This is a genomic window from Deltaproteobacteria bacterium, from assembly GCA_005879535.1.
Classification (GTDB): Bacteria; Myxococcota; Myxococcia; order Myxococcales; family 40CM-4-68-19; genus 40CM-4-68-19.
Genome location: VBKI01000089.1, coordinates 53,713 through 66,424, shown reverse-complemented (window position 1 = coordinate 66,424; position 12,712 = coordinate 53,713). Strand labels below are relative to the sequence as shown.

General features: G+C 68.1%; 13 protein-coding genes. 6 read left to right on the top strand and 7 right to left on the bottom strand.

What is annotated here, in order from left to right; translation table 11 throughout:
- From E6J58_21105 to E6J58_21090, 4 genes are all read right to left on the bottom strand, one after another.
- The coding region (locus tag E6J58_21105) for a HAMP domain-containing protein (GenBank protein ID TMB33363.1) at positions 1 to 2,242 on the bottom strand (2,242 nt) is incomplete at its 3' end.
- 220 nt (positions 2,243 to 2,462) lie between these two features.
- Entirely contained in the window at positions 2,463 to 2,843 is a 381-nt protein-coding gene (locus E6J58_21100) for a hypothetical protein (GenBank protein TMB33359.1), read from the bottom strand.
- Between the two features lie 41 nt (positions 2,844 to 2,884).
- A complete protein-coding gene (locus E6J58_21095) occupies positions 2,885 to 3,946 on the bottom strand; it encodes an ATP-grasp domain-containing protein (GenBank protein TMB33358.1) in 1,062 nt (353 codons plus the stop codon).
- Entirely contained in the window at positions 3,946 to 4,956 is a 1,011-nt protein-coding gene (locus tag E6J58_21090; GenBank protein TMB33357.1) for a hypothetical protein, read from the bottom strand. Before E6J58_21090 ends, E6J58_21095 begins: the two co-directional genes overlap by 1 nt.
- Before the next feature lie 94 nt (positions 4,957 to 5,050).
- Here E6J58_21090 and E6J58_21085 point away from each other — a divergent pair, with 94 nt between their 5' ends.
- The 4 genes from E6J58_21085 (at position 5,051) to E6J58_21070 (ending at position 7,949) form a co-directional block, all read left to right on the top strand.
- On the top strand, positions 5,051 to 5,899 hold the full coding sequence (locus E6J58_21085; GenBank protein TMB33356.1) for a flap endonuclease: 849 nt from the start codon (positions 5,051 to 5,053) through the stop codon (positions 5,897 to 5,899).
- A 9-nt stretch (positions 5,900 to 5,908) separates the two neighbouring features.
- Positions 5,909 to 6,514 carry a hypothetical protein gene (locus E6J58_21080; protein TMB33355.1) on the top strand — a complete coding sequence of 202 codons (606 nt, stop codon included), beginning with the start codon at positions 5,909 to 5,911 and terminating at the stop codon, positions 6,512 to 6,514.
- A gap of 77 nt (positions 6,515 to 6,591) precedes the next feature.
- Complete coding sequence (locus E6J58_21075) at positions 6,592 to 7,137, top strand: hypothetical protein (GenBank protein ID TMB33354.1); 546 nt, start codon at positions 6,592 to 6,594, stop codon at positions 7,135 to 7,137.
- 50 nt (positions 7,138 to 7,187) lie between these two features.
- A complete protein-coding gene (locus E6J58_21070) occupies positions 7,188 to 7,949 on the top strand; it encodes a crotonase/enoyl-CoA hydratase family protein (protein TMB33353.1) in 762 nt (253 codons plus the stop codon).
- Here E6J58_21070 and E6J58_21065 read toward each other — a convergent pair.
- Complete coding sequence (locus E6J58_21065) at positions 7,943 to 8,500, bottom strand: hypothetical protein (GenBank protein ID TMB33362.1); 558 nt, start codon at positions 8,498 to 8,500, stop codon at positions 7,943 to 7,945. The two genes, E6J58_21070 and E6J58_21065, sit on opposite strands and share 7 nt — an antisense overlap.
- A gap of 93 nt (positions 8,501 to 8,593) precedes the next feature.
- Here E6J58_21065 and ygiD point away from each other — a divergent pair, with 93 nt between their 5' ends.
- Both ygiD and E6J58_21055 read left to right on the top strand, forming a co-directional pair.
- Positions 8,594 to 9,361 carry a 4,5-DOPA dioxygenase extradiol gene (gene ygiD, locus E6J58_21060; GenBank protein ID TMB33361.1) on the top strand — a complete coding sequence of 256 codons (768 nt, stop codon included), beginning with the start codon at positions 8,594 to 8,596 and terminating at the stop codon, positions 9,359 to 9,361.
- A 70-nt stretch (positions 9,362 to 9,431) separates the two neighbouring features.
- Positions 9,432 to 9,698, top strand: a complete 267-nt coding sequence (locus E6J58_21055) for a hypothetical protein (GenBank protein ID TMB33352.1) — start codon at positions 9,432 to 9,434, stop codon at positions 9,696 to 9,698.
- On the opposite strand, the gene E6J58_21050 is transcribed toward E6J58_21055, so the two are convergent.
- Positions 9,674 to 11,173 (bottom strand): M20/M25/M40 family metallo-hydrolase, encoded by a 1,500-nt coding sequence (locus E6J58_21050; GenBank protein ID TMB33351.1) that lies wholly within the window; start codon positions 11,171 to 11,173, stop codon positions 9,674 to 9,676. The two genes, E6J58_21055 and E6J58_21050, sit on opposite strands and share 25 nt — an antisense overlap.
- A 31-nt stretch (positions 11,174 to 11,204) precedes the next feature.
- Positions 11,205 to 12,533, bottom strand: a complete 1,329-nt coding sequence (locus E6J58_21045; protein TMB33350.1) for a hypothetical protein — start codon at positions 12,531 to 12,533, stop codon at positions 11,205 to 11,207.
- Positions 12,534 to 12,712 lie beyond the last annotated feature (179 nt).

Sequence of the window (12,712 nt, the reverse complement as noted above, 5' to 3'; positions counted from 1 at the left end):
TGCCGGCCACTCCGGGCACCTCGGCCTGGGCGCCCAGCTTGCCCTCCGTTCCTACCTGCTTGGCGACGCGCGTCACCTCCGAGGCAAAGGAACGGAGCTGATCCACCATGGTGTTGATGGTGCTCTTCAGCGCGAGGATCTCGCCGCGCGCGTCGACGGTAATCTTCTGGGACAGATCGCCGTTCGCCACCGCCGTCGTCACCTTGGCGATGTTACGCACCTGGTTGACGTTGTCGGTCAGGTCCTTCCAGGTGCCGGAGACGCCCTTCACGTCGGCCTGGGCGCCCAGCTTGCCGTCGGTTCCCACTTCGCGCGCGACGCGAGTCACCTCGCCGGCGAAGGAGCGGAGCTGATCGACCATGGTGTTGATGGTGTTCTTCAGCTCGAGGATCTCCCCCTTGACGTCGACGGTGATCTTCTTCGACAGATCGCCGCTCGCCACCGCCGTCGAGACATCGGCGATGTTCCGGACCTGCGAGGTCAGGTTCGACGCCATCAGATTCACGTTGTCGGTCAGGTCCTTCCAGGTGCCGGCGACTCCCGGCACCTCCGCTTGCGCCCCCAGCTTTCCCTCGACGCCGACGGTGCGGGCGACGTTGATCACCTGCTGAGCGAAGATGCCCAGCGTCTTGGTCATGTTGTTGAGCGTCTCGCCGAGGGCGGCGATCTCGCCGCGCGCCTCCAACACCAGCTTCTGGCTGAGATCGCCGTTGGCCACCGCGGTGACCACCTTCACGATCCCGCGCACCTGCGTGGTCAGGTTCGAGGCCATGAAATTCACGTTGTCGGTGAGATCCTTCCAGACGCCGCTCACCCCGCGCACTTCGGCCTGGCCGCCCAGCTTGCCCTCGGTGCCGACCTCGCGGGCGACGCGCGTGACTTCGGAGGCGAACGAGTTGAGCTGATCGACCATCGTGTTGATGGTGTTCTTCAGCTCGAGGATCTCCCCCTTCACGTCGACGGTGATCTTGCGGGAGAGGTCGCCGTTGGCCACCGCGGTGGTCACCTCGGCGATGTTGCGCACCTGCGAGGTGAGATTGTTGGCGAGCAGGTTGACGTTGTCGGTCAGATCCTTCCAGGTGCCCGCCACGCCCGGAACGCTGGCCTGCGCGCCCAGCTTGCCCTCCACTCCGACGGTCCGCGCGACGCTGGTGACCTGCTCGGCGAAGATGCCCAGCGTCTTGGTCATGCTGTTCAGCGTGTCCGCCAGGGCGGCGATCTCGCCGCGCGCCTCCACCACCAGCTTCTGCGAAAGGTCGCCGTTTGCGACCGCGGTGACCACCTTGACGATGCCGCGCACCTGCGTGGTCAGGTTCGAGGCCATGAAATTGACGTTGTCGGTCAGGTCCTTCCACACGCCGGAAACGCCCTTCACCTCCGCCTGGCCGCCCAGCTTCCCTTCGGTCCCTACCTCGCGGGCGACCCGGGTCACCTCGGAGGCGAACGAGTTGAGCTGATCGACCATCGTGTTGATGGTGTTCTTCAGTTCCAGCACCTCGCCCCGCGCGTCGACCGTGATTTTGCGCGACAGATCCCCCCGGGCGACGGCGGTGGTGACTTCGGCAATATTGCGTACCTGCGTCGTCAGATTGGAAGCGAGCGTGTTGACGTTGCCCGTCAGGTCGCGCCAGATGCCGCTGGCTTCGGGGACGGCGGCTTGGCCACCCAGCTTCCCGTCGGTGCCCACTTCCTTGACGACGCGGGTGACCTCCGCCGCGAACGAGCTGAGCTGATCGACCATCGCGTTGACCGTGGTGCCGATCCGAAGAAACTCGCCCTTCACGGGTTGCCCTTCGATCTCCAGCGCCATCTTCTGCGTCAGATCGCCCTCGGCGACCGCCACCAGCACCCGGGCGACCTCGGTGGTGGGCTGCACCAGATCGGCGATCAGGGCATTGATCGAAGCGATGGAAGTCTTCCACGAACCGGCGACCTCGCCGAGGGTGGCGCGCTCTGCCATGCGCCCCTCGCGGCCCACCACTCTTTCGAGGCGGACAATCTCGCTGGTGAGCCCCTGGTTGCGCGCGACGACGTCGTTGAACGTCCTCGCAATTTCGGCCATCAGGCCACTGCCGCGGGTGAACGGGAGCCGGACCTCGAACTCGCCGCGCTGCGCTGCCGTCAGGGCCCCGAGCAGTTGGCGCAGGCGCGCTTCCTCGTGCGCGTGGTGGCCGTTGCCGTTCCCGTGCCCGCCCTCGCCGCGCTTGCGCTTCCGGATGGGTTCGCCGGAGGGATCGTGCATCTCGCCCACTGTGAGCTCCTTGCAGAAGTGCGATGACACTCCACCGCCTGAAGGCGCGGCGCTCCACCCGGTCAGAATTCCTGTGCAGCACCGAACTGGAAAAATGAATGCCGCCGTTGGAACTGCAGACGGTTGGACAGTCCGCCGCCACTTTCCCACCGTGTTAGCGCGCGGGGGAGGCCGGTCGCCCCGAAATCGTGCTGGCTTGCCCTGCGGCCGATCAGCGGGTTGCAAGGACGAGGAGGCGCTGCACGTCCTCGGCCGAGAAGCTCCAGGTCTCTCGCAGGATGCGCAGGACTGCACCTTCCTGCTCGACGAAGGCCCCGTCGGCGCCGCTCACCTTGGCGCAGCAACGAAAGGCAAGCTCGCGCTGGGCGGGATGCGTGATGGCGGCGGCGGCTTCCCGCACGCACGCCTCCAACCCGAGCTCGGCCAGCCGCCCCTTGACGACACGGTCGACGTCGGCGGCCTGACCCGCTTCTCGCAGAAGCGGCTCATGCGCCGTGAGCCTGTGGATGGCCAGCGCCTCGCTGCCCTCGAACTTTCCGTCCGCCCAGGCGGTGAGGAACATGAGCTCGAGGATGCGGCGCGACGATTCCATGGGCGCAGTCTACCGCCGGCCGCGTGCTGTGGGGTAACCCCTCACGCTGCATACCGCGCCAGCGCGAGCTCGACGATCTGGCCGATCAGCTCGACGTAGCTGCGGCCCGCGAGTCCGGCTGCGATCGCCAGCTCCGCCTCCGGCGCCAGCCATGGATTTGGATTCGCCTCGATCACGTAGATGCGTCCTTCGGGCGTCAGCCTCATGTCGACCCGGCCATAGTCGCGGAGCTTGAGCGCCGAATAGACCTGGAGCGCCGTATCTTGCAGCCGCCGCATGACGTCCTCGCCGAGCCCTTTGGCCGCTGCGCTGCGCGTCGCCTCGTACGCCGCGGAGCCCTTTTCCCACTTCACTTCCGTGCCGGCGATCTTCGGCATGTCGTCCGGCAGCTTCGACAGGTCCATCTCCACCACCGGCAGGGCCACCGGTTTGTCGTTGCCGATGATGCCGACGTAGATCTCGCGGCCCTCGATGAACTCCTCGATCAGCGCGGCGCAATCGAACTTCTCCTGGATCATCGACGCGCGCTCCATCAGCTCGCGGAGGTTGCGCACCACCGCGCCGGCATCGATGCCGACCGAGCCGTCCTCGCTCGCCGGCTTCACGATCAGCGGGAACTCCAGATTGTCGACGTGGTCGAGCTTGCCCCGGTAGACGCTCGCGAACCTGGGCGTGCGGATCCCGTGGAAGTCGAAGACTTTCTTCGCCAGCGCCTTGTCCTGGGCGAGGAAGAGCGCCTGCGGATCCGCCCCCGTGTAGCGGAGCTCGAGCAGGTCGAGGAAGGCGGCGACGTGCGCCTCGAGCGAATCGTCGCCGGCGTACGCCTCCACCATGTTCAGGATCAGGTCCACCTTGCTCTTCGCCAGCCCGAGCAGCGCGCTCTCGTCGCTCAGCTCGTACATCGAGACTTCGTAGCCGTTGGCCCGCAGCGCCTCGGCGACGTGCTCGCGATCGATCTTCTGCCGCCGCTCCGGACCGTGCCAGCGTCGCCTCGTTCGGGTCCGGCGCCGCTCCTTGTGGCGGACGCGCCCGGAAGAATCCGTCGGCGGCGTGGTGTTGTCGCTCGGCTCGTAGAGAACGGCGATCTCGAGATTGCCTGGCATCAACGCTCCGTGAATCCGCCGCGGGTGAGGTAGTTCATCGCCAGCGTAGTGGCGAAGACCACCACCTCGACCAGCGTCTGGGACTCGCGCTTCCGCTCCACCGATAGCTCCAGGTCGCGGGCGCGGCGGCCGATGGCCTCGACCAGCTTGCGGATGACCACCCTGCGCACACCGGTCCAGTAGGTGATCTTGTCGATCATGGCCTTGCGGTGCTCGAGGAGGAATGCCGACGCGGGCCGAAGGTCCTCGCCCTTGCGGACGAAGATGTCCTCCAGCTCGGCGTCGGGCACGTCGTCGAGCAACGCCGTGTCGTCGCGCTCGTGCTCCCGGTAGAACTGCTCGACGGTGCTGGCCATCTCCTCGACCGGCAGCTCCCGTGCGGCCACCTCCAGCGCCTTGCGCGGCGGCGAATCGGCGAGCTCGCGCGCGACGCGGTCGACGTACTGGAGCTTGCGCAGGGCGGGCCAGCGCGCGTAGCGGCGCTTCCAGTCGGAATCGGGAGTGAGCCAGACCGCGAAGCTCTCGGCGAAATCCTCGTCGGGATGCTTCTGCGCGTACCAGCCGGCGATGTGTCGCACGTACTTGCGGGAGAAAGGCACCGGTTTGTAATCGTCGACGTACGGGCGGTCGAAGGGCCCGAACAGATCGAGCCACTCCCTTGTCTCGTACAGGAGATATGCGTAGTTGAAGGCGTGCCCCGCCTCGTGGCGGAGGTACATGAGGATCTCGCGCTCGTCTTCGAGATCGTTGATCGCCCGCTCCAGCTCCGCGATCTTGGGATCCGCGAGATAGAAGGGGACGCCGATGATGGGTTCCTTGTCGGGACACGACCACTCGTCCGACAGGTAGACCGCCGGGCGAAATCCGGTGAGGCCCTTCGCGGAGAGCTCCGCGTAGAGCTGCTGGACATACTTCTCCAGCATCGAGCCTTCGAGACGCAGCCCAAGATCGCGGATCGGGCGCGAGAGTAGCTCGCGCGCCTCGGGAGGCGTGTGCTCGAAAGACTGCATCCCGGGAAAGTATGGAGACGGCTCGCGAGGGCGCCTGCCTGCCCGCCTGCCGTGGGGACTACCGGCGACGTCACCGCCATGCGATGCTCGGTCGATGCGGCTGCACATCGTCGACGGCACCTTCGAGCTCTTCCGCGCCCATTACTCGAAACGGCCGGCGCATCCGCTCAAGGCGACCCGGGGGCTGGCGCAGTCGCTGTTGGCGCTGCTCGCCAATCCCGCCGAGCAGGTGACGCACGTGGCGGTCGCCTTCGACAACCCGATCCGTTCGTTCCGCAACGACCTCTTCGCGGACTACAAGTCCGACGAGGGGGTGCCACCGGACCTGCGCTCGCAGTTCGACGCCGCGGAAGAGGCGACGCGCGCGGTCGGCGCGGTGGTGTGGTCGATGCGCGAATTCGAGGCCGACGATGCACTCGCCACGGCCGCCGCGCGCTACGCCGGGCAGGTCGACCAGGTGCGGATCCTCACGCCGGACAAGGACCTCGGGCAATGCCTGGAGTCCGACCACGTGGTGCAGATCGACGTGATCCGCAAGCGCGTGCTCGACGAGCAGGCGCTGTTGCAGCGCCGCGGGATCCAGCCGCACTCGATTCCGGATTATCTCGCTTTGACCGGCGACGACGCCGACGGCATTCCAGGCCTGCCGGGCTTCGGCGAGAGGACCGCATCCGCCCTGCTGGCGCGTTTCGTCCATCTGGAGAACATCCCGCTGAACGGGCGCGGCTGGCCCGAGGCCGTACGCGGAGCGGATCGGCTTTCGCAGACGCTGCGGGAACGGTTGGCGGACGTCTTCCTCTACCGTGAGCTCGCCACGCTGCGCCGCGACGTCCCGCTTCCGGAGTCGCTCGAGGACCTGCGCTACCGAGGGCCCGACGAGAGACGCGTCCGCGAGCTCCTCGCGCTCGGCCCGGCGACATCTTCCGTGGCGCCTGCTGCTTAGATTGCAGCCGTGAGATTGCTGGGAACGATTCCGGTTCTCTTCGTCCTCCTGCTCGCGCAGTCGCGCCCGGCCTCTCGTGGAGCGCGCGGGAAGGCGGACGCCGGCGATCGCCCTATCCTCCTCGGCACCGATCCTCCCGGGAAGCTCCGTCCGAATCCCCCGGCGCCCGACGGGGGCGTGGTCGTGCAGCGCGACGCAGGCCCCGATCAGGTCCAGCAGGAGATGCAGCAGCTTCGCGCGCGCATCGACGCGCTCGAGCAGGAGCGCGCGCAGACGCGACAGAATGCGCAGAAGCTCGACCAGCTCGTGCAAGAGCTGCAGCAGCTCCGACAGCAGGTCGCCGATGCCGAGGCGAGGCGGCAGGCCAGCGAGGAGCAACAGCAGGCGCAACGAGCCTCCGTGCAGATCGCCGTGGACGCGCTCTACGCGGCGCAGCAGCGCCTCGCCGGCGGGAACTACGCGATCGAGACCGAGCTCGACCAGGCGCAGCGGTCGTTCACCGGGCAGGCGCAGCGCGACGTCCAGGCAGCGCGCGCCGCGTTGCAGAATCGCGATCTCGCCGCGGCCCGCGCCCTGCTCTCCGCCGCCATATCCGACGCGCAAGCGGGTCGGTAGCCGCAGCCGTTTCATTGTCGGACGTTCGGCCCTTACCGCCGTTTTCATGGGCGCTCCGGCGTGCCTAGCCTTGGACCATGGTTGTCCATGCGCTCTTGATGGCCGCGGCCTTCGCACCGACGAACACGAGCTGGGAGGCAGGAGTCGCCACCTCCTACGTGCGCGGAGGCAGTTTCGACGGGCCGGGAATCGCGGCGCATTGCCTCTTTGTGCCAAGTGATTACTTCGCTCTCGGCCCGATGGTCGACGTCGCGTATTTGAGCAGCGGCCTCAAGGCGGACAACGGTCTTCCCGCCAGTTACGCATTCACCTCGACATTCGCCGGCGGGCTCGCCCAGTTGCGGCTGCCGCTGCGCTTCGTCCAGCCCTATGCCGGGCTCGCGCTGGGCTACGTTGCCGCCGACCAGCGCCGCTCGGTCAACGCGCAGTGCGCGTTCGGCTCGGGAGTCGACATGCTGCTCGCCGCGGGCGCCAGGGCGGCCGTCAGCGATCATCTGATCCTGGGCTTGCGCGGCTCGGCGCGCTCGCCGTTCGGACCGTCCTGCGCCGCGGTGTTCGGGCCGGCCGCCTTTGACATGTGGGCGCTCTTTGCGCTCAGCACTACGCTCGACTATCGCTGGTAGGGTCGAACGTGGTCCGCGCAAGGGGACGGGCCGTGGTCTAGACTGCGCCCATGAGCGTGCGCGTCGAGAAGCAAGGTGCGATCACCACGGTGGTCCTCAGCCGTCCGCAGGCCCGGAACGCCGTCGATCCCGCGACCGCGAAGGCGCTGGCCGATGCCTTCCGCGCCTTCGACGCCGATTCCGAGGCGAGCGTGGCCGTGCTCTTCGGCGAGGGCGAAACCTTCTGCGCCGGCGCCGATCTGAAGGCGTTCGCGGAGGGCGCCTACGATCGGGTCCCGGCGGAAGGCGACGGACCCATGGGACCGTCGCGGCTGCTGCTCGACAAGCCGGTGATCGCGGCGGTCGAAGGTTACGCCGTCGCGGGTGGACTGGAGCTCGCGCTCTGGTGCGACCTGCGCGTGGCCGCCGAGGATGCGACGTTCGGCGTGTTCTGCCGGCGCTGGGGAGTGCCTTTGATCGACGGCGGGACGGTACGGCTCCCGCGCCTGATCGGGCTCTCGCGCGCGCTCGATCTCATCCTCACCGGGCGCGCGGTGAACGCGCAGGAGGCCTTGCAGATGGGTCTCGCCAACCGGGTGGTCCCCGAAGGGGCGGCGCGCGCCGCCGCGGAGGAGCTGGCCCGGGAGATCGCCTCCTTCCCTCAGCTCTGCCTGCGCACCGATCGGCGGTCGGCGCACGAGCAGGTGGATCTCGTCTTTCCCGACGCGATGCAGAACGAGCTGCGCCACGGCCTGCGCGCGCTTGCAGCCGGCGCGCGGGAAGGGGCGAAGCGGTTCGTCGGCGGCGCCGGCCGCGGCGGTACCAATCAATAACGCGGCAGCTTCGGCGGCCGCGGTCCGTGGCGGATCGCTCCTCGCAACGGAGAGTACGGAAGCTCCATCGTGGCGCGCACGCAGCGGAGCAGGAGACCGCCTCGGCTCATGTCGCCGCGCCCGACGAACGAAGGCGGGAACAACAGCCGGTCACCGAAGATCTCGACCAGCACGTCCGCATACTTGCCGGTGGCGATGCTTCCGAGCAGCACCGCTTCTCCGCGCTTGCCCAGCCGCCGTGAGAGCGCCAGCGCGTCGCGCACGAGCGCTTCCCGGTACCGCGCGTCCCGCAGATCGACGGGCACCTCGGCGATGGCGCGCAGCTCGTCCGCGGTGATCCGCTCCTCGACGTCCATCAGGCCGCGCCCGGGCACGATGGCGAGCGCGCCCGCCCCGCCGCGCGGCGGGCGCGCGAAGGCGCGCGCGTACGCGAGCTTTCCCCGGAAATAGAGACCGCTGGCGAACTGGAACACCTCGCCCAACGCCGCGCCCTTCTGCTGGAACTCCCAGGCGAGTGCGAATCCGGCGCGCGGGTTCAGCAGCAGTCCCATGCGCTCGCCGCCGGCCCGGGCCGGCGAGAGCAAGAAGACCCGGGGCGGCAACGCGGCCATCGCCTGGGCATCCTAGACTGGGTCATGCAGCGCATGCCCGTCCTCTTCGTCGGCCACGGCTCGCCGATGAACGCCATCGAAGACAACGACTGGACCCGCGGCTTCCGCAAGCTGGGGGAGCTGTTGCCACAGCCGACCGCCATCCTCAGCATCTCCGCCCACTGGTACGTTCCAGGCACCTTCGTCACCGGCAACGAGCACCCCCGCACCATCCACGACTTCGGCGGGTTCCCGCCCGAGCTGTACGAGCAGCAGTACCCGGCGCCTGGAAGCGTCGAGCTGGCCAGGCGCGTCTCGAACCTCGTCGGCAAGGGGACCACGCTCCGGACCGACTGGGGTCTCGACCATGGCACCTGGACCGTCCTCAAGTACCTGCGTCCGAAGGCGGACCTGCCGGTTGTCCAGTTGAGCATCGACGGACGGCTTCCACCGGCCGGGCATCTCGCCATTGGAAAAACACTGGCGCCGCTGCGCGAGGAGGGGGTCCTCATCCTCGGCAGCGGAAACGTCACGCACAACCTGCGTCACGCCTTCGCCAGCTGGCAGCGCGGCGAGACGCAGACGCCCGACTGGGCGCACGCCTTCGACTCCGACGTCGCGGCAGCCGCCGCCCAGCACGATGGGCCGGCGCTCGCCCGGCTCGCCGAGTCCGCTTCCGGGCGAATCTCCCATCCCACGCCCGACCATTACTATCCGGTGCTGTACACGGCGGGCGCCGCCGACACCAAGGACGCGGTGACGTTTCCCCTCTCCGGATTCGACATGGGATCGCTCTCGATGCGGTCGATACTGTACGATTGAACAGCGGGTTTCCCGGATTGCGGCGGGCGGGTGTTCGAGTTATGCCAGCCGTCCCTCCCGGGAGTGTTCCATGTTGCAGATGCTTCCATCCATCGAAGACGGGCGCGTGGTGCTCCGCCTCGGCGGTGAGCTGGACGGAGAAGGCGCTGCCGCCGTCGCGCGTCTGATCGGGCAGAGCATGGGGGATTTCTCGATCGACTTCACCGACGTCAGGCGCGTGGAGCATTCGGGCTTCGCCGTGCTGGCGCAGGCCATTCGCCGCTGTCCCTACAAGCTCGTGGTGCGGGGGCTGCAGGACGAAGCCGGAATTCCTCAGGACGCGAGCTCGTACAGGTAGTCGACGAACGATTTCACCGCGCCGTCCAGCCCCTGGATCTTCGGATTTGCGCTCTCGACGACGTAGTACTCGTCCGGAGCGTGCGCGCCGCTGCCGTGCCCGAGGCCAAAGTGACCGGCGCCCAGGCGCAGCGGCGGCTCTGTGAACAGATAGCCCGGCCAGGATCCGCCGAGGCGCGGCCAGAGCAACGGATCGATTCCGTACTTTCGATAGGTGGCGACCTCCGCCCGGATCGCTGGAGCGTCGGCGGCGCTGGTGTTCGGTGGGTACGCGCCACCGACGTTGATCTCGACGTCGGCGAAACCGCGCTTGTCGAGATGCGCCCGTAGCTTCTTCAGGCAGTCGTCGACCGCCATGTCCGGCACGAGGCGGAAGTCGAGCTTCGCCACCGCCCGATGCGGCAGCACCGTCTTGCCGCCCTGACCCGTGTAACCGCCCACCAGACCCTCGATGTTGACCGTGGGCTGAGCGGCGAGACGCATCCACGCCGGGCGGAAGGGGAGGTCGCGGACCCAGCGCCGCACTCCGTACTGTTTCTTCTTCGTGTCCTCGCTCAAGCGCTGCGCGGCCGTGTCGATCATCTTCTGCTCCGCCGGCGAGAGGGCGCGGACGCGCTCGAACCAGCCGTCGATCGCCGGATCGACGCCGTCCGTTGTGACCAGGGCGTCGAGGGCCTTGACCAGGTGGAAGGAGGGGCTGTCCACCGCCGCACGCAACGAGGAGTGGATGTCCTTTGCAGGCCCGCGCCCCCACTTCTCGCCGCTGGCGACGAGCTCGCACTCGATGATCCCCTTGGCACCGAGGTTGATGGTCACCTCGCCATCGGGCTCCTGCGCCGCGGACGGCATGGTGATTCCGGCGCACTTCGCGAGCGCCTGCATCACCTCCGGCCGCCGGACGACCTGCGGGAAGTGTGGCGAGCCGATCTCCTCCTCTCCCTCGGCGACGAGCACCAGGTTTACCGGCAGTTTGCGGCCCGCTCCGCGGATGGCGTGGAGCGCCGCGAGAAAGGCCCCTTCAGGACCCTTCTGGTTCACGGCGCCGCGGCCGACGATGGCCTTGCCGAAGCCGGGCTTGTCCACCAGCCGCGCTTCCCAAGGAGGAGAAGACCACTCCGCGGGATCGACCTGCTTCACGTCGTACATGAAGTAGAGGCCGAACGTCCTTGGCGCGCCGGCGTCGAGGGTCGCGAAGACGCCCGGTTTTCCGTCGGTGCCGATCCGGTCCGCGCGCTGAAATCCCGCGTCGCGGAGGAGCTCGATCATCAGGCGCAGACCCTCCTCGCTGCCGACGTTTTCGGCGGCGATGGTGGGCTGCCGGATCCAGTGCTGGATACGCTGGACCGCTTCGTCGTGGCGTTTGCGGATCTCGTCGTAGACCGGAGCGAGGTCCTCGGCTCCGAACGAAGGCAGGGCAGCGTACGCGGCGCCGGCAAGGGCGCCTTTGAGGACGGCACGGCGGGAGTAGTCGGGCATGCGCTCCCTTCAGCGTGATTCCAGCTGCCTGTCAAGCGCTGGGCCCCTCGACGAAATGGCGGAGGTGTGGCAGGCGTTCCCTGCTGCGAGGGACCTCATGGCATATCAGTTCCGGTTCTACAGAATGGGCGGGCTGGACCAGGTTGCTCTGGAGAGCGGCGACGATCTGGCCCACCTGCATGAGCTCGATCAGAAGCTGTGGGTCGCGTTGAGCTGTCCCGTGAAGGGACTGGAGCTCGAGGAGCGGACCCTGGAGCTCCTCGATCTCGACAAGGACGGCCGCGTCCGCGCCGGGGAGATCCTGGCAGCGCTGCGCTGGTGCTCGGAGCGCCTGAAGGACCTCGCCGCGCTGATTCCCGGCTCGGACGGCCTCCCTCTGGAAGCGATCGACGATTCGAAACCCGCGGGCAAGGCTCTGCTCGGCGCCGTGCGGCACATCCTTGCTCATCGCGGCACGCCGGAAGCGCCGGCGTTGACGGTGGCCGACGTCGCCGACGTCAGCCGAGTGTTCGAAGGAACCCGTTTCAACGGCGACGGCGTGGTTCCGCCGGATGCCGGTCCCGATCCCGCCCTGTGCCAGGTCGTTCACGACGCCATCGTCTGCTGCGGCGGCGTTCCCGACCGGTCCGGCAAGCTGGGCATCGATCGGACGCGGCTCGATGCCTTCTTCGCCGACCTCCAGGCTTACGCGCTCTGGGCGCGCAACGGGGATCCCAGCCCCGACGCCGCTGCGGGCTACGAGGCGCTCCGCGCGGTTCGGGTGAAGGTCGACGACTGGTTCAACCGCTGCCGGATCGCGGAGTTCGATCCGCGGCTGGCGGCGCAGGAGCCGGCACAGCCCGCGGAGCTGCAGATGCTGCCGCTCGCGCGCGTCGAGGCCGGAGGCGCGCTGCCGCTGCTCGAGCGCGTCAACCCGGCGTGGTCCGGAGCGCTGGCAACGTTCCACAAGACGGCGGTTGCGCCGCTGTTCGGCGCCCAGAAGACACAGATCAGCGCCATCGAATGGGAGCAGATTCAGCCCCGCTATGCCGCTCATGAAGCGTGGATCGCCGCGAAGAAGGGCGCCGCGGTGGAAAAGCTCGGGCTCGCTCGCGTCGAGGCCATTCTTGCCAGCAACGCGAAGGCGCGGATCGAGGTCCTGATCGACGACGACCTGGCGGTGGCCGCCGAATCCGGCGCGGTGGCGGACGCGGTCCGGATGGCGCACTACAAGCGCGACCTTCACAAGCTGCTCAAGAACTTCGTCAACTTCCACGACTTCTACGACCTGAACGCCGAGGCCGTGTTCCAGTCGGGCACGCTCTATCTCGACAGTCGCAGCTGCAATCTCTGCGTCCGGGTGGACGACCCCGCCTCGCATGCGGTGCTCGCCTCGCTCTCGCGAATGTACATCGCATACTGCGACCTGAAGCGGCCCGGCGGACAGACCATGAAGATCGCCGCCTGCTTCACGCAAGGCGACTCGGATTACCTGATGGTCGGCCGCAACGGCGTCTTCTACGACCGCAAGGGCCGCGACTGGGACGCGACGATCGTTCG

Bases quoted from the DNA above. Each gene is read 5' to 3' on its own strand.
- E6J58_21100 (TMB33359.1), bottom strand. From the start codon at position 2,843: ATGGAATCGTCGCGCCGCATCCTCGAGCTCATGTTCCTCACCGCCTGG.
- E6J58_21095 (TMB33358.1), bottom strand. From the start codon at position 3,946: ATGCCAGGCAATCTCGAGATCGCCGTTCTCTACGAGCCGAGCGACAAC.
- E6J58_21090 (TMB33357.1), bottom strand. From the start codon at position 4,956: ATGCAGTCTTTCGAGCACACGCCTCCCGAGGCGCGCGAGCTACTCTCG.
- E6J58_21085 (TMB33356.1), top strand. From the start codon at position 5,051: ATGCGGCTGCACATCGTCGACGGCACCTTCGAGCTCTTCCGCGCCCAT.
- E6J58_21075 (TMB33354.1), top strand. From the start codon at position 6,592: ATGGTTGTCCATGCGCTCTTGATGGCCGCGGCCTTCGCACCGACGAAC.
- E6J58_21070 (TMB33353.1), top strand. From the start codon at position 7,188: ATGAGCGTGCGCGTCGAGAAGCAAGGTGCGATCACCACGGTGGTCCTC.
- E6J58_21065 (TMB33362.1), bottom strand. From the start codon at position 8,500: ATGGGACTGCTGCTGAACCCGCGCGCCGGATTCGCACTCGCCTGGGAG.
- ygiD (TMB33361.1), top strand. From the start codon at position 8,594: ATGCCCGTCCTCTTCGTCGGCCACGGCTCGCCGATGAACGCCATCGAA.
- E6J58_21055 (TMB33352.1), top strand. From the start codon at position 9,432: ATGTTGCAGATGCTTCCATCCATCGAAGACGGGCGCGTGGTGCTCCGC.
- E6J58_21050 (TMB33351.1), bottom strand. From the start codon at position 11,173: ATGCCCGACTACTCCCGCCGTGCCGTCCTCAAAGGCGCCCTTGCCGGC.
- E6J58_21045 (TMB33350.1), bottom strand. From the start codon at position 12,533: ATGCGAGGCGGGGTCGTCCACCCGGACGCAGAGATTGCAGCTGCGACT.